At 70.5% G+C, this 14,277-nt stretch carries 13 protein-coding genes; 4 read left to right on the plus strand and 9 right to left on the minus strand.

The features are described 5' to 3' along the window. Positions 1 to 171: 171 nt before the first annotated feature. The 8 genes from AB6807_RS34525 to AB6807_RS34560 all read right to left on the minus strand — a co-directional run bounded on the left by AB6807_RS34525 (position 172) and on the right by AB6807_RS34560 (position 9,750). Positions 172 to 2,547, minus strand: a complete 2,376-nt coding sequence (locus AB6807_RS34525) for an IgaA/UmoB family intracellular growth attenuator (protein ID WP_371088071.1) — start codon at positions 2,545 to 2,547, stop codon at positions 172 to 174. A 179-nt stretch (positions 2,548 to 2,726) separates the two neighbouring features. Beyond that, positions 2,727 to 3,494 (minus strand): DUF3025 domain-containing protein, encoded by a 768-nt coding sequence (locus AB6807_RS34530; protein ID WP_371088072.1) that lies wholly within the window; start codon positions 3,492 to 3,494, stop codon positions 2,727 to 2,729. Next, a complete protein-coding gene (locus AB6807_RS34535) occupies positions 3,491 to 4,375 on the minus strand; it encodes an NYN domain-containing protein (RefSeq protein WP_371088073.1) in 885 nt (294 codons plus the stop codon). Before AB6807_RS34535 ends, AB6807_RS34530 begins: the two co-directional genes overlap by 4 nt. Next, on the minus strand, positions 4,372 to 5,403 hold the full coding sequence (pyrC, locus tag AB6807_RS34540; RefSeq protein WP_371088074.1) for a dihydroorotase: 1,032 nt from the start codon (positions 5,401 to 5,403) through the stop codon (positions 4,372 to 4,374). Before pyrC ends, AB6807_RS34535 begins: the two co-directional genes overlap by 4 nt. Before the next feature lie 63 nt (positions 5,404 to 5,466). Then, positions 5,467 to 6,213, minus strand: coding sequence for a peptidoglycan-binding protein (locus AB6807_RS34545; protein ID WP_371088075.1), 747 nt, complete (start codon positions 6,211 to 6,213; stop codon positions 5,467 to 5,469). A 177-nt stretch (positions 6,214 to 6,390) separates the two neighbouring features. Next, positions 6,391 to 6,975, minus strand: a complete 585-nt coding sequence (locus AB6807_RS34550) for a hypothetical protein (protein ID WP_371088076.1) — start codon at positions 6,973 to 6,975, stop codon at positions 6,391 to 6,393. Next, positions 6,972 to 8,465: a UdgX family uracil-DNA binding protein gene (locus AB6807_RS34555; protein WP_371088077.1), complete on the minus strand. Its 1,494-nt coding sequence runs from the start codon at positions 8,463 to 8,465 to the stop codon at positions 6,972 to 6,974. Before AB6807_RS34555 ends, AB6807_RS34550 begins: the two co-directional genes overlap by 4 nt. Before the next feature lie 22 nt (positions 8,466 to 8,487). Next, complete coding sequence (locus AB6807_RS34560; protein WP_286516906.1) at positions 8,488 to 9,750, minus strand: putative DNA modification/repair radical SAM protein; 1,263 nt, start codon at positions 9,748 to 9,750, stop codon at positions 8,488 to 8,490. A 155-nt stretch (positions 9,751 to 9,905) separates the two neighbouring features. Between AB6807_RS34560 and AB6807_RS34565 the strand changes: the two genes are divergently transcribed. The 4 genes from AB6807_RS34565 (at position 9,906) to AB6807_RS34580 (ending at position 13,185) form a co-directional block, all read left to right on the plus strand. Beyond that, positions 9,906 to 10,289 carry a Rieske (2Fe-2S) protein gene (locus tag AB6807_RS34565; RefSeq protein WP_371088078.1) on the plus strand — a complete coding sequence of 128 codons (384 nt, stop codon included), beginning with the start codon at positions 9,906 to 9,908 and terminating at the stop codon, positions 10,287 to 10,289. Between the two features lie 23 nt (positions 10,290 to 10,312). Continuing rightward, the gene (locus AB6807_RS34570; protein ID WP_371088079.1) at positions 10,313 to 10,912 is read left to right on the plus strand and encodes a YbhB/YbcL family Raf kinase inhibitor-like protein; all 600 of its coding nucleotides are present in this window, start codon (positions 10,313 to 10,315) and stop codon (positions 10,910 to 10,912) included. 145 nt (positions 10,913 to 11,057) lie between these two features. Further along, positions 11,058 to 12,557 (plus strand): diguanylate cyclase domain-containing protein, encoded by a 1,500-nt coding sequence (locus AB6807_RS34575; protein ID WP_371088080.1) that lies wholly within the window; start codon positions 11,058 to 11,060, stop codon positions 12,555 to 12,557. Positions 12,558 to 12,570: 13 nt separating this feature from the next. After that, a complete protein-coding gene (locus tag AB6807_RS34580) occupies positions 12,571 to 13,185 on the plus strand; it encodes a DUF4124 domain-containing protein (protein ID WP_371088081.1) in 615 nt (204 codons plus the stop codon). Between the two features lie 30 nt (positions 13,186 to 13,215). Here AB6807_RS34580 and AB6807_RS34585 read toward each other — a convergent pair whose 3' ends face one another. After that, the gene (locus AB6807_RS34585) at positions 13,216 to 14,151 is read right to left on the minus strand and encodes a LysR family transcriptional regulator (protein WP_371088082.1); all 936 of its coding nucleotides are present in this window, start codon (positions 14,149 to 14,151) and stop codon (positions 13,216 to 13,218) included. Between the last annotated feature and the right edge of the window lie 126 nt (positions 14,152 to 14,277).

The following is a 14,277-nucleotide window of genomic DNA, read 5'->3' on the forward strand; positions in this document are numbered from 1 at the left end:
GAGGGTCCCGGGGCCCTCTTCAAGCCATGCGCGGCATGCAGGCCCTGGGTGTCGTTGTGCGTTTCGGGGGCTCCGGCCAGCCGCAGATGGCTGCCGCTGGCGCAACCATGATAGGAGCAAAAGTCGCGGCGCCCGGGTATTCCCCGTGTCCGCAAAGGCCTGTCAGACGACTCAGAAAAGCCCCGTCGCGCCCGGCGCCGGCCGGCTCGCGATGTCGGCGTGCAGCCGGTTGCGGCGGCGCAGGCTCTGCGAGAGACGCAACGCGAACAGCACGCCGTTGGCCAGCACCAGCGCCAGCGCGAACACCCACCACAGCGTGTGCGCGGCGGCGGACGCGGCCTGCGTGGCGTCGCGGTCCGGGTCGATGTGCAGGCGCACGGCGCCCGTGTCGTCGGTGTCCCGCAGCGTCACCAGCCCCGCCAGCGTGAAGGGCTTCACGCCCTCGGGCGCGGCGTTGCGCTGCAGGCGGGCCCAGCGGCCCGGCAACGACCTGTCGCCTGCGCCTTCGTCGTTGCTGTCGGCCTCTGCCGCCGCGTCGGCTTCGGCCGATGCGGCATCAACGTCGGTGGCCACCGCGGTGTCTTCATCGCCGGCCCGGCGCGGCGCCACGCCGATCGCCGAAGTGGACACCAGCACCACGCCGCCCGTTGCCGCCACGATGGCCGGGCGCGTCGCCTCGACCTTCGCGGCGATGCGCGCGTCGACCGCCTGCCGCACCGCGTCCCGCAGCCTGGCGAGCTGGCTGCGCGTGAGCACCAGGTCGGCGTTTTCCTTGTCGGGCGCCGCGCTCGCGGCCAGCACCGGCCAGGTGCGCACCGGGGTGTCGGCGCCGTCTTTCGCCACGGTCGCCTCCACCGCGTCCACGATGGCCTGCTGCAGGTGGCGGCAGGCGGCGGGCGGCAGCCCTTCGCTGTCCTTGCAGGCGGCGTCCACCAGGGCCACGGTGCGGTCGAAGCCGCGCACGACCATCGGCACGCTCTCGCGCGCGCGGTAGGCGGCCAGCGGGTCGGCCGCCTGGCCCATCTGCATGCGCAGCATCGCGATCAGGCTGGCGGCAATGCCGTTTTCCGACGCGCGAACCAGGTCGGGGTCGCCGAGCGCCACGATGCTCTGCGGCACCTTCAGCTCGGGCACCACGGGCGCCTGGCCGTTCCAGCGCACCCGGGTGCAGTCGACCACGGGCACCGTGTGGTTGTCATCGCTGTGGCCGTTCATGTCGATCTCGCAGCGGCCCTCGCCCTTCACGCTCACCAGGCTGCCCCACTTGGGCGGCTGGCCGGCCAGTTGTTCGGCGCTGGTGTAGGCCGGGCCTTCGTCGTGGAAGGCGGTTTGCGCGACCAGCGCCAGGTCGGCCCGCAGGTCGCCCACGGGGTCGTTGCGCCCGTCGAGCAGCGACAGCGCCAAGGCCGCCAGCGCGAGCAGCCCGACGAGCAGGTGCAGCAAATGCCGTCCCCAGTAAACCGGCCTGAAGCGGCGCCATTCGTCGGCCACCGACCACTTGTCGCCGAAGCTCACCGCGCTGCAGTCGTCGGCGCGCAGCTCGGCCTCGATCACCTCGCCATACGGCGTCGAGCGCGCATGCGCCCAATGCGGCGGCAGCTGCAGGCTGAGCTTGTCGCCGATGAACAGGCCCACGCGCTTGATCGACACGTTATCGACGTTGACCGCCGCGATCTCGTTGAGCATGCCGCGCACGCGGTTGACCTGCTGCGGATGGCGCTCTGCCGCCGACATCGAAGGCCGGCGCACGAAGAGCCATGCGGCCCACAAGCCCGCGAGCAGACCGGCGCCCAGCAGGTACGGCTGCGCACCGCGCGCCGCGCTCCAGGTCGCGAGCCAGAGCAGCGCGAACGCCAGCAGCCACAGCAGCGCCGACACCCAGCCGCTGCCGCGCCCCACGCGGCTCGCGACTTCCTCGGGCGTTTCAGCCCGCTGGTTCAGGATGTAGACCTCGCCGCCGCGGTAACGCGCCTCTGGGTCGGCCGGCACCGGCGCGGCGGCGTCCGGTGCGAGCATTGCGGCGTGCGACGCGGTGAGGGATGCAGCCTGCGGCGCGACATCGTCCAGCCCGGGCAGCGCGCCGACCTCGCCGCGCTTCCATTGCGCGTCCTGTGCCTGCTGGCGCTGCGCGCGCAGGCGGCCTTCGAGCAGGTCGAAGCCGTTCACGCGAATCACCACCGCGCACTTCTTGCTCAGCACCACCAGCGCTTCGTTGTGCGCCTCGACGTACGACAGCGCGTCGTACGGCAGCAGCACGTCGACCTCGCCGATGGTGTCGTGCTCGGTGGACGAGCCCTGCGTCTGCAGGCCGTGGCGCAGGAAGGCGCCGCTGAGTTCGCGCACCTCGTCCTCGATGGTGATGCCCTGCCCCATCAGGAAGGGTTGCAGCGCGGACTTCTCCTCGTCGGTGATGCGCCGCAGCACGGGCCGCGCGCGAAAGTCCTTCAGCGCGCTCTTGTTGCCGGAGCGGCGCGTGGCGTAGACGATGAAGCTGTAGATCGCATACAGGATGAGCCCGACCTTGAGCAGGATGATGACGGTGTCCATGTTGTTGTGTGTTCCCCTCTGAAGATGAAATGCCCGCACCGCACTTGTCGCGCGCCTTACGTGCGTCACGCGATTTGCTTGTGGTGCGGACGGTGCGCCGGGCCCTCCCGAGCCCCCTTTTTTTCCAACGCGCTTTCAACGCGCCTCCAACGCGTTGCCGGCGTGTCGCTGGTGTGCCGCTAGCGCGCCGACGCTCCGGCCAGGGGCCGGAAGACCTGCGTGTCGGCGTAGAAAGATGCGGCTTCATTCTCGGCGCACCAGCCGGGCACGCCGAGCACCGGAAGCGGTACGAAAGGCTTCGTTTCGAGGCTTTTCGCATCGAAACTTGCGGCGATTGCCGCGTCGTCGAAGCCGGTCGGTCCGTGCAGGCCTTGCCGATCGGGCACGCACAGCACATGCGCGGTGATGGGCTTGCGCGGCGTCACGAGTTTCTCGAGCAGCGCATGGCCGAAGAGCAGCAGGCGCGCTTCGTTCCACAGGCCGCGCCGCGTGACGAACAGCGTGTGCCAGTCGCGCGCGACCAGGGCTTGCCAGAGCGCGGGCGGTGCGTCGAGCAGCGCGCCGTTCTCGTCGAACAGCGTGAGCGCGTCGCGCAGCGGGCCGCGCACCGTGCTGACGCCCGCGCGCGCGATCTCGCCCGCCTGCAGCTCATTGAGCCGGCGCTTGGCTTGCGGAAAGGCGAGCCACACGAGGCCGTTGAACAGGTCGTGCAGGTTGTCGCGCGTGGGAACGCTGCGGGTCTGGAAGATGTGCGCCTCGTAGGCCCGGCCCGCGGGCAGCGCGTGCTGCGCGACGAAGTCGGGCATGTCCGGCATGCCTGAAGAAAGCCGGGCGCCTTGCAGCGCCGCGGCCACCGAGCCATGCAGCGCGGCCTGCGCCACCGCTTCGCCGGGGGTGCGATAAGGCGCGAGCCAGGGCTGCGCCCAGTCGACCGCCGGCAGGGTCAAGACGCGGAGGCGCCCGTCCAGCGGATGCGGTCGGGGTGCTGCATGACCACGAACTCCGCCGTGAGCTTGTCGAACAGCTTGAGCGAACTGCCGTGCTTGCCGAGCAGGCCGGCGGCGCGCAGGGCCTGGGCCACGTCGTTGAGCTGCACGTCCTTGCCGCTGCGCAGGGCGGGCACGGCTGCGAGGATGAACTCGGCCGCCTCGGAGGTGGGGGGCGCCTTGGGTGCCTGCGGCTGTGCTGGGGGGGAAGATTTGGCGGTCTTCGTCGTCTTGCGCGCCGCCGTCTTGGTCGCGGCCTTGCGCGCGGCCGGTGCGGGGGCGGGTGCAACGTCCGCCGAAGACGACTCAGCGGCTGCTCTGCTTGCGCTCGTCGCACGCGTGGCCCGCGTCTTCTTCGCGGGCGCCGTCTTGGCCGCGGCCTTCTTCGCCGTCGCGGTGCGCGCCGCCGGCTTCACGCCGTGGTGCTCCAGGTCGATGAACGCGTCGTAGATGCCGACCGTTTCCTCGCCCGTCTTGCCCTGCTGGCCGATGCCGCACACGCGGCAGCCCTTCTCGCGCAGCCGGATCACCAGCGGCGCGAAGTCGGAGTCGGAAGACACCAGCACCACCACGTCGGGCCGCTCGTCGATCACGAGGTCGATGGCGTCCACCGCCAGCGCGATGTCGGTGCTGTTCTTGCCGGTCGACAGGTTCACCATCGGGCGCACCGACAGGCGCTTGAACATCGCCTGCCGGTTCACCGCCATCTCGGCGTTGCAGTAGGCGCGGCGCACGTGAATGGCGCCGTACTCGTCCATCGTGCGCTGCACGGCCTGCTCGATCACATCGGCCGAGACGTTGTCGGCGTCGATCAGCAGCATCACGCGCGGCGTGGGGGTCATGCGAGTTTCCAGTTCAGGGTTTCGCCGCCGCGCAGGGGCTTGAGCGTGGCGTCGCCGTAGGGCACGGTCTCGGGCACGGTCCAGCTTTCGCGCTTCAGCGTCACGGTGTCCGTGTGGCGCGGCAGTTGGTAGAAGTCGGGGCCGTGGAAGCTGGCGAAGCCTTCGAGCTTGTCGAGCGCGTTCACGCTGTCGAAGGCCTCGGCGTATAGCTCGATGGCGGTGAGCGCGGTGTAGCAGCCGGCGCAGCCCAGCGCGTGTTCCTTCAGGTGCGCCGGGTGCGGCGCGCTGTCGGTGCCCAGGAAGAAGCGGTCGCTGCCGCTGGTGGCGGCCTCCACCAGCGCCACGCGGTGCGTCTCGCGCTTGAGCACGGGCAGGCAGTAGTAGTGCGGGCGAATGCCGCCGGTGAAGATGGCGTTGCGGTTGTACAGCAGGTGGTGCGCGGTGATGGTGGCGGCCGTGAAGCGGTCGGCGTCGCGCACGTAGTGGGCGCCTTCCCTGGTGGTCAGGTGCTCGAACACCACCTTCAGCTCGGGGAAGTCGCGGCGCAGCGGAATCATCACGCGGTCGACGAACACGGCCTCGCGGTCGAACAGGTCGATGGCGGGGTCGGTCACCTCGCCGTGCACCAGCAGCAGCAGGCCGTGCTTCTGCATGGCTTCCAGCGTCTTGTAGGTCTTGCGGATGTCGGTCACGCCGGCATCGCTGTTGGTGGTGGCGCCGGCCGGGTAGAGCTTGAGCGCGCGCACGCCGGCCTCGGCCGCCAGCGCGATTTCCTCGGGCGGCAACTTGTCGGTGAGGTACAGCGACATCACCGGCTCGAAGGCCACGCCTTCGGGCACGGCGGCGAGGATGCGCTCGCGGTAGGCCAGCGCCTGCGCGGCGGTGGTCACGGGGGGACGCAGGTTGGGCATGATCAGCGCGCGGCCGAACTGGCGGGCGCTGTGGGGAACGACGGCTTCGAGGGCGGCGCCATCGCGCACGTGCAGGTGCCAGTCGTCGGGGCGGGTGATCGTGAGGGTGTCTGTCATGGCGGGGGCGATTGTCGCATCGGCCTTTTCGCCAGGCTCGGCATCCTCACCGGCGCGCGAACGCTACCGCAGGAACACCCGGCAGGTGCGCGCGCCCGCGGCCTGCACCCACTTGTAGAAGTTGACCGAGCTGCGCGCGCCCTTGTTCGGCGGCCACGGATCGAAGATGCGCAGCGTGGTGCCGCGCCCGCTCGGGTCGGCGTCGCCGCGAATGCCCGCGAGCACCACCGTGTGGCCCGGCCGGCCGGCGCCCTGCGCGTAGGCCTTGGGGTTCCACAGCATCTCGAGCATGACCGGCCCGTCCTGCAGCGCGGCGCGCAGCGACTTGAGCGACCAGGGCGACGGCGCGCGCACCGTCAGGCCGTGGGCCTGCGCGAAGTGGCGACCTTGGCGGCCGCCATCCCCACCGTCGGCACCTTCCACATGGCTGTCGACAAAAGGCTGCAGCGCGCCGTCGGTGGCCAGCACCTCGCCCGGCGTGCGCGCCAGCACCGCCGGCACGGTCGAGCGGGTCATCATCGCGACGCCGGCGGCCCAGCACAGCGCGGGTTCGGGCGACGGAATCAGCGCCACGGGGTGCAGCACCGGCGCCTCGCGCTCGCCGTCGAAGGCCACGTTCTGCGTGCAGGGGCCGGCCTCGCCGTCTTCCACCAGCCAGTGCTGGGCCTGCAGCCGCAGCACGGCGGCGCGCGTGCGCGGGCCGTAGTCGCCGTCGGTGACCAGCGCGGGGCTGGGCGACAGCTTGCGGTTCAGCGCCTCCTGCAAGCGGCGGACGTCGGCTCCTCGCCAACCCTGTTTCAGCGTGTTCATCGGCGTGGGTTCTCCTGGCGCTCGACATCACGGCCCCTGGAATCGCGGACTCTGGAATACGAGCGTCTGCATTGTCAAAAATGGCCCCAGGCGCGTCTATTCGCCGGATGGCGTAGCCAATGGGACCGGTCTGCATGCAGGTACGCACGCGCGGCGCAAACGGTTTTGCGCCGCCGCTCAGCCAGCGCTCGACCACAACTCCGGATGCGCCTTCGGGCTCAGGCAGTGGTGCCCTTCCTGCGGCGGATCGATGCAGGCGCCCGCCAACGGCCGCAGCAGTTCCTCGACGGCACGGGCCTGCTCGACGGTGCGAGCCGTCACTTCGTAGGGCGCGTCGTCGTCGGACATCGACAGCTCGAGCCGGCCGGCGAGCCCCCACACGAAAACCGATGCCCCGGCGATGCGCACCTGCCGCGGTTGCCTGATCGGTGGATGAAAGCCCGCGATCGCGGGAATGAAGCGCGCGAACTCCGTGCCCGAGTAGTGCACGCCGACTTGCGGCACGGGGTTGTCGGCAGGCAAGCGCTCCAGCGGAATACCGAGCTGCGCGAACAGGTCGCACAGGTGCTGCTCCGACGCCACGGCGAGGGCCACGCGCAGGCAGTCGCCGTCGTTGGCATGGCCGCCGAAGGCACGGCAAAAGCGGAAGAACGCCAGGCTGCGCGCCCAGTGCCTCAGTTCTTCGCGGGAATGCCGCTCGTACAGGTAGGCCTCCCAGCGGGCGTCTTCGGTGCTCATCGGCTTGTGGAACCCATCGCTCATGCCGCCATTGCAACAGAAGCCGACGGCGAGCCGGGCGCTTCACGCGCGCGGGCCAGGTCGGCCCTCCAGCGCTCGTAGGCCTCGGCGCGCTCGCCGTCGGGCAGCCGCAGCAACGCCGACGGATGCAGGGTGACGAACACGGGCAGGCCGTCCGCGCGCTCGTGCACCCACGCGCCGCGCTCGGCCTGCACCGCCACCGGCCGGCCCAGCAAGGCGCGTGCGGCGGTCGCGCCCAGCGCCACCAGCGCCTGCGGCCGCACCAGCGAGATCTCGCTGTCGAGCCAGTGCGCGCAGGCCTCGGCTTCGCGCTGCGCCGCGGTCTTGTGGATGCGCCGCTTGCCGCGCAGCTCGTACTTGAAATGCTTGACCGCGTTGGCCAGGTACACGCTGTCGCGCGCCCAGCCCAGCTGCGCCATGGCGCGGTCGAGCAGCTGGCCCGCCGGGCCGACGAAGGGGCGGCCGGCCAGGTCTTCCTGGTCGCCGGGCTGTTCGCCCACCAACATGTGCCGTGCGCCCACCGGGCCTTCGCCGCACACCGCCTGCGTGGCGAGCGCGCCGATGGGGCAGCCGCGGCAGGCATGCGCGGCCATGCGCAGTTCGTCGAGGGTGGCCGGCGCCGCGCCGCTTGCCGGCAGCAGGTGCAGCGGCATGGGCGCGCGGATGCGCCGCGTGGGCGTGGCCGGCGCGTCGATCATCGACTGGCTGCGCGCCCCGGCCGCCTCGGCCAGCGGCTGGATCAGCGCGGCCTCGGGCAGGTTGTGCCAGTAGCGCTGCGGCATCTCGCGCCGCATCATCGCGAGCTTCAGGCGCGCGGGGTTGAAGATGTGCTCGTAGTACGTGAGCCACAGCTGCTCTCCCGCGTCCGGCGGCGGCTTCTCGCGGCGGTTTGCGCCCTCGCGGAACGACAGCGCCTGGCCGTCCCATTCCACGCAGCGCTCGGGTGTGAGGATGGCCCAGCGCATCTGCGCGAAGCGGCGCGCGAAGAAGGGCGCGTTGGCCTCGACGATGCGGTGGTCGGGCTCGAACCAGGCCACGTGGCGCTCGCCCACCTCGGCGTCGGCCACGCGGGTGAAGCGCACGAAGGCGCGCATCTTGTGAATGTCGCGGTGCACGGCCTTGGCCATCAGCTGCGCCTGCATCATGTCGGCGTCCAGCGGGTCGTGCCGCAGCGCCGGCTCGTGCGCCAGGCGCCAGAGCAGCCGGTACAGCAGCGCGAGGCGTTGCGGGGCGCGGTGCAGGATCACGTCGGCGCACAGCGCGACGAAAGACGCGGGCACCGGATGCCGCGCGGCGCTCGGCATGGAAGGCGGGGGCGCCAGCTCGAACGCATCGGCCTCGCCCGGCGCACCGCCGAACAGGTCGCCCGATGCCTCGCTCGCAGGCCCCTCGCTCCACTCGACATGGTCCGGCGGCACGCCGCTCGCCAGCAACTGGCGCGCATGGCGGCGGAAGGCATCGAGATCGACCGGGTTGTCGAGCCGCACATGCATGGCCGTTCCTTCGCGTGCTTCGTCAGAACAGCGCCGCTTGCGCCGGCTGGGCCGGTTGTGCCGTGGGCGCGGACAACGCCATCGCCCCCGCCGCCGGCCGGTGCCCGTCGGCCACCACGAAGGGCAGCACCTTGCGCGAGGGCACGTGCAGGCGGCGCAGGTCGTCGGCGCGCACGCGCCGCACGCGCCGCGCCTGCAGCAGCCGCTCGACCGCCTTCACGCCCAGCCCCGGCACGCGCAGCAGCATCTCGCGCGGCGCATGGTTCAGGTCGACCGGAAAGCGCTCGGCATGGGCCAGCGCCCAGGCCAGCTTGGGGTCGACGTCGAGCCGCAGCAGGCCGTCGGGCGCGGCCACGATCTCCTGGTGCTCGAAGCCGTAGAAACGCATCAGCCAGTCGGCCTGGTACAGCCGGTGCTCGCGCATCAGCGGCGGCGCCACCAGCGGCAGCGCGCGCGCCGCGTCGGGAATGGGGCTGAAGGCCGAGTAGTACACGCGCTTGAGCTTGTAGGCGCCGTACAGCGTGGCGCTGGAGGCGAGGATGTGCCGGTCGTCGGTGGCGTCGGCGCCCACGATCATCTGCGTGCTCTGCCCCGCCGGCGCGAAGGGCGGCGGCTTGGCGGCGGTGGGCGCGGCGCCCGGCAGCGCGCGAATGGGCACCACGCGGCGCGCCTCTTCGCGCGTGTCGTCGATGCGCAGGCGCAGCCGCGCCATGGAGCGGCGGATGGCGCTTTCGTTCTTCTCGGGCGCCAGGGCCTGCAGGCCTTCGGTGGTGGGCATCTCGACGTTGATGCTGAGCCGGTCGGCATAGCGGCCGGCGCGCGCCAGCAGCTCGTCGCTGGCGTCGGGAATGGTCTTCAGGTGGATGTAGCCGCGAAAGTCGTGCTCCTCGCGCAACTGGCGGGCCACCTCGACCACCTGCTCCATGGTGTGGTCGGGCGACTTGATGATGCCGCTGGACAGGAACAGCCCCTCGATGCAGTTGCGCCGGTAGAAGTCGAGCGTGAGCTGCACCACCTCTTCCACCCGGAAGCGCGCGCGCGGCACGTTGCTCGATGCGCGGTTCACACAGTACAGGCAGTCGTACTGGCAGTGGTTGGTCAGCAGCACCTTCAGCAGCGAGATGCAGCGGCCGTCGGGCGCGTAGCTGTGGCAGATGCCCGCGCCCTCGGTGGAACCGATGCCGCGCCCGCCCACCGAGTCGCGCGGCTGCGAGCCGCTCGACGCGCAGGAGGCGTCGTACTTGGCGGCGTCGGCCAGGATGGCGAGTTTGCGCTGGAGGTCCACGGGAGCCTTGGAAGAGAAAATACTGTATGAATATACAGTTTTAAACTGCCACCGTCTCGCGAAAAAGGCTTCAGGCAAGCGCTATCTGGCAGCGATTTGTAAGCGCGCCACCGCGCGTTGCGCCCCCCGGCAACCTTGGCTACCCTCGCTGGCAGATGACCGACGACTTCACAGCGCCCGCCCCTACGCCCGATCACGGCGCCCCCGACCCCGCCCGCCAGCAGATTGCCGCCACGCTCTCCAGCGATGGCCTCGCAAGCAAGTTCACCGCGCCCGACGGCGTGCCCGCCTTCGCGGTGCGCTGGCAGGGCGGCGTGTACGCGTACCTCAACCAGTGCCCCCATGCCGGCGGCCCGCTCGACTTCGAGGGCCAGGTGCTCGAAAGCTCGGGGCGCTTCCTGATGTGCGCGCGGCACGGCGCCATCTTCGAGCCCGACACGGGCAAGTGCGTGGGCGGCCCCTGCCGCGGCGCGCGGCTCACGCCGCTGGCGGTGCACGAGAAGACCGACGGCAGCGTGTGGCTCGGCCACGCCGGATAGAGACAACCTTTCCAGGAGATTCCATGCGCAACAAGCTTCACTCACTCGCCCTGCCGGCAACGGCGATCGCCTTCGCGAGCCTCATGACGGGCTGCACCGGCATGTCCGGCGCAGCCAACAGCGGCCCCGGCGGCAAGGCCTACACCGGCATGCGGGTCAGCTCCAGCGCCTTCGCCGACAACGGCGTGATCCCGGCCGAGCACGCCGGTGCCGGCGAATGCGGCGGCAAGAACGTGTCGCCGCCCGTGGCCTGGAGCAACCTGCCGGCCAAGACCAGGTCGGTCGCCGTGTTGATCTTCGACCCGGACGGCGCGGCCGGCCTGGGCGTGTCGCACTGGGTGGCCTACAACATCGCGGCCGAGCGCGGCGAGTTGAAGGCGGGCGAGGGCCAGGCGGGCTCCAACTTCAACTTCACCATGGGCCCGAACGTGGCCGGCGCCCCCGCCTACCGCGGCATGTGCCCGCCGGTGGGCGACCGGCCGCACCACTACGTGATGACGGTGGTCGCCACCGACCTGGCCCCCGGCGCGCTGCCGGCCGGCCTGGGTCGCGACGCGCTGGTGGCCGCGCTCAAGGGCCGTGCGCTGGGTGGGCAGAGCGTGGTGGGCCTGTATAGCCGCTGAGGCACCGGTAATGAGCCCGTGCTGCCCGGGCCCCGCCGCGTGGCGCTCGTGCATCACAAGATGTAAGCACGCGGGTAATAATTAAGGCTCCAGTTCGCCGGCACTCGGCAGCCATGGCTGCAGCCGCTTTTCTGAAAGCTCATCGATGGTCCAGCCCGCAGCCGCGCCCGGCGTCTCTCTTGCTCCCCCTCACAGCGGCGACCTCGACGCCATGTTCGACCTGGCGCCCGTCTCCCTCTGGCTCGAGGACTACAGCGAGCTCAAGCGCAAGCTCGACGGCTGGCGGGCCGAAGGCGTGACCGACCTGGTCGCCTACCTGGCCGAAGACCCCGCCCGCGTCAGCGGCTGCATGGCGCTGCTGAAGGTGCTGCGCGTCAACCAGCACACGCTGAAGCTCTTCGCCGCCGACAGCCAGGAGACCTTGCTCGGCGCGCTCGACCGCGTGTTCCGCGGCGACATGTCGGCCACCGTGGTGCACGAACTCGACCGCCTGTGGCGCGGCGAACTCACCTTCGAGAGCGAAACCGTCAACTATGCGCTCGACGGCCGCCGGCTCGACGTGCGCGTGCGCGCCCGCGTGCTGCCCGGCCACGAACACAGCTGGGACCGCGTGCTGGTGTCGCTCGACGACATCACCGAGCGCGTGGCCGCGCAGCGCCTGCGCGACGAAAGCGCCACCTACGCGCGCAGCCTGTTCGACCGCTCGCCGGTGTCGCTGTGGGTGGAAGACTTCAGCGCCGTGCGCACGCTGATGCAGAGCATTCGCGCGCGCGGCATCACCGACTTCGCCACCTTCATCAAGGTGCACCCCGAGTTCGTCACGCGCTGCATGCAGGAAATTCGCGTGGTCGACGTGAACCACGAGACCCTGCGCATGTTCGGCGCGCCCGACCTCGGCACGCTGCTGGGCAACCTGTCGCGCATCTTCCGCGACGAGATGCGCGAGTCGTTCGCCGAGCAGCTGCAGGACCTGTGGAACGGCAAGACCGTGCAGCACCGCGAGGTGCTCAACTATTCGCTGTCGGGCGAGGTGCTGAACATCCACATGCAGTTCGCGGTGCAGGACGACCGGCTCGACACCTGGGACCTGGTGCTGGTGTCGCTGGTGGACATCACCGCGCGCAAGAAGGCCGAGGCCTACCTCGAGTACCTGGGCAAGCACGACGTGCTCACCCAGCTGTGCAACCGCACCTACTACAGCGAGGAGCTCAACCGCCTGTCGCGCAAGGGCCCGTGGCCGGTGTCGATCGTGGCCATCGACCTGAACGGCCTGAAGCAGCTGAACGACCACGAAGGCCACGCCGCCGGCGACTCGTTGCTGCGCCGCATGGGCGAGGTGCTAGACAAGGCCGTCGACCCGCCGGCCTGGCCCGCGCGCATCGGCGGCGACGAGTTCGCCGTGCTGCTGCCGCTGACCGACGAGCGCGGCGCCGAGGCGATGCGCGAGCGCATCCTCACGCTGCTCGAAATGAACAACCAGTTCCACGCAGGCCAGAGCGGCCACGCGCTGAGCCTGGCGATCGGGCTGGCGACGTGCAACGCCGGGGAGTCGCTGGAGTCGGCGCTGCAGCGCGCGGACCGGGCGATGTACGACGACAAGGCGCGGTACTACGAGACGAGCGGCCTCGACCGGCGCTCCAACTAGCCTGGCCCGCGGCTTGGCCGACGGCATCGATTCGGTGCCGATAATCCGGCCGATGAAATCTGTTCTGCTGATGTCTTTGCTGGCCTTCGCATTGCCGGCCGCCGCCATGTTCAAGTGCCAGTCACCGGACGGCAAGACGACATTCCAGGAGATCCCGTGCGCCGCGACGCAACAGCAGAGCGCGGTCAGGATCTTCGCGTCTCCGCCGGCCGCCGCCACGCCGCAGGACGCGCGCTCGCCGGCGGAGCGCAGCGCCATCAACGTCGCCTTGCTCCATGGTTATCCGGTGCGCGGCATGACGCTCGGCGAACTGCAGACGGCAATGGGCGAACCGACACGCATCAACGCTGGCGACCACGAAGGCGGGTTCACCGAGCAGCGCGTCTACCAGCGCGGAAACGGCACGTTCTACGTCTACACCGACAACGGCATGGTGCGCGCCATCCAGACGACCGGCGCCACCGCGCGCGCGCCAGCCGGGGCACCCGCAGCCGCCGCACAGGGTCGTGCCTGCCCTTCGGCGGCCGACATCAAGAACGAAGAGGTCTCGGCCAACAGCATCAGCCTGAGCGAAGACCAGCGCCGTGCAAAGCAGCGCCAGGTCGCCAACATGCGCGCTTGCCGCTGAGCACGCAGGGCGCGCCGCGGCGCTTTGCGCCTAGAGCGCGCCGAGCCCCTGCGCCGCCGCTTTTCCCGCACCTTCGCTCGGCACCCTCACCCGCTCCAGCACGAAATCGATGAACGTCCTGATCGCCCGCGTGTGCTGGCGGTTGGGCATGTACAGCATGAACATCTGCGTGCCGAAGATGCTCAGGCGCCAGTCGTCCAGCGTGGTCACCACGTCGCCCTTGCGCACGTCTTCCTGCACCACGTAGTCGGGCACCAGCCCGATGCCCAGGCCGGCGAGGATGGCCTGGCGCAGGAACAGGAAGTTTTCTGAAATGAGCGTCGGCTCCAGGATCACCTCGCGCCGGGTTTCACCCTGGTAAGCCGACACGCGCAGCTGCCGCCCGATGACGGCCGCCGTGACCACCGGCGCGCCCTGCAGCGCGTCGAGCTGCACCGGCAGCGGGTTCCTGGCCGCATAGTCGGTCGATGCGCAGGCCACGTAGCGCACCGGGCCCATCTCGCGCGCCACCAGGTTCTGCGGCGGCTCGGGAATCACGCGGATGGCGATGTCGACCTCGTCGCGCAGCAGGTCTTCGATGCGGTTCTCGAATACCACGTCGAGCACGATGCCGGGGTATTGCCGCTTGAAGTCGATGAGCCAGTCGGCCATCACCAGCTGCCCGTAGCCGCTGGGCACGCTCAGGCGCACGCGGCCGTGCAGGCCCTGGCCCAGCTCGGTGACCGACTCGCGCGCGGCCAGCAGCTCGCCCTGGATGGCCACGCCGTGCTGGTACAGCCGCAGGCCGATCTCGGTGGGCTCGGCGCGCCGGGTGGTGCGGCGCACCAGCTGCGCGCCCACCGAGCGCTCCAGCTGGTTCAGGTGGTAGCTGACGTTGGCGCGGGTCATCTTGAGCCGGCGGGCCGCCGCGCTCAGGTTGCCCGCATCGAGTATTTCCACCAGCAGGGTGAGCGATTGCAGGTCCATGCGGGCGATTGTGTCAAAAATTCTTTGACAGTCTGTCAACCGGCTATGCAATTGTCAAAGCGGCGCTGCGGGCAAAGAATGCGGGGTTCACCCCCCAGAGCCTCCGGGTCCGCGCGTTCGCCGGTA

It is taken from the genome of Variovorax sp. RCC_210, assembly GCF_041355175.1.
Lineage (GTDB): Bacteria > Pseudomonadota > Gammaproteobacteria > Burkholderiales > Burkholderiaceae_C > Variovorax.

What these genes read in the sequence shown, in the direction of transcription:
- AB6807_RS34525 (WP_371088071.1), bottom strand. Translation starts at nt 2,547, where the DNA reads ATGGACACCGTCATCATCCTGCTCAAGGTCGGGCTCATCCTGTATGCG.
- AB6807_RS34565 (WP_371088078.1), top strand. Translation starts at nt 9,906, where the DNA reads ATGACCGACGACTTCACAGCGCCCGCCCCTACGCCCGATCACGGCGCC.
- AB6807_RS34555 (WP_371088077.1), bottom strand. Translation starts at nt 8,465, where the DNA reads ATGCATGTGCGGCTCGACAACCCGGTCGATCTCGATGCCTTCCGCCGC.
- pyrC (WP_371088074.1), bottom strand. Translation starts at nt 5,403, where the DNA reads ATGACAGACACCCTCACGATCACCCGCCCCGACGACTGGCACCTGCAC.
- AB6807_RS34545 (WP_371088075.1), bottom strand. Translation starts at nt 6,213, where the DNA reads ATGAACACGCTGAAACAGGGTTGGCGAGGAGCCGACGTCCGCCGCTTG.
- AB6807_RS34535 (WP_371088073.1), bottom strand. Translation starts at nt 4,375, where the DNA reads ATGACCCCCACGCCGCGCGTGATGCTGCTGATCGACGCCGACAACGTC.
- AB6807_RS34570 (WP_371088079.1), top strand. Translation starts at nt 10,313, where the DNA reads ATGCGCAACAAGCTTCACTCACTCGCCCTGCCGGCAACGGCGATCGCC.
- AB6807_RS34575 (WP_371088080.1), top strand. Translation starts at nt 11,058, where the DNA reads ATGGTCCAGCCCGCAGCCGCGCCCGGCGTCTCTCTTGCTCCCCCTCAC.
- AB6807_RS34585 (WP_371088082.1), bottom strand. Translation starts at nt 14,151, where the DNA reads ATGGACCTGCAATCGCTCACCCTGCTGGTGGAAATACTCGATGCGGGC.
- AB6807_RS34550 (WP_371088076.1), bottom strand. Translation starts at nt 6,975, where the DNA reads ATGAGCGATGGGTTCCACAAGCCGATGAGCACCGAAGACGCCCGCTGG.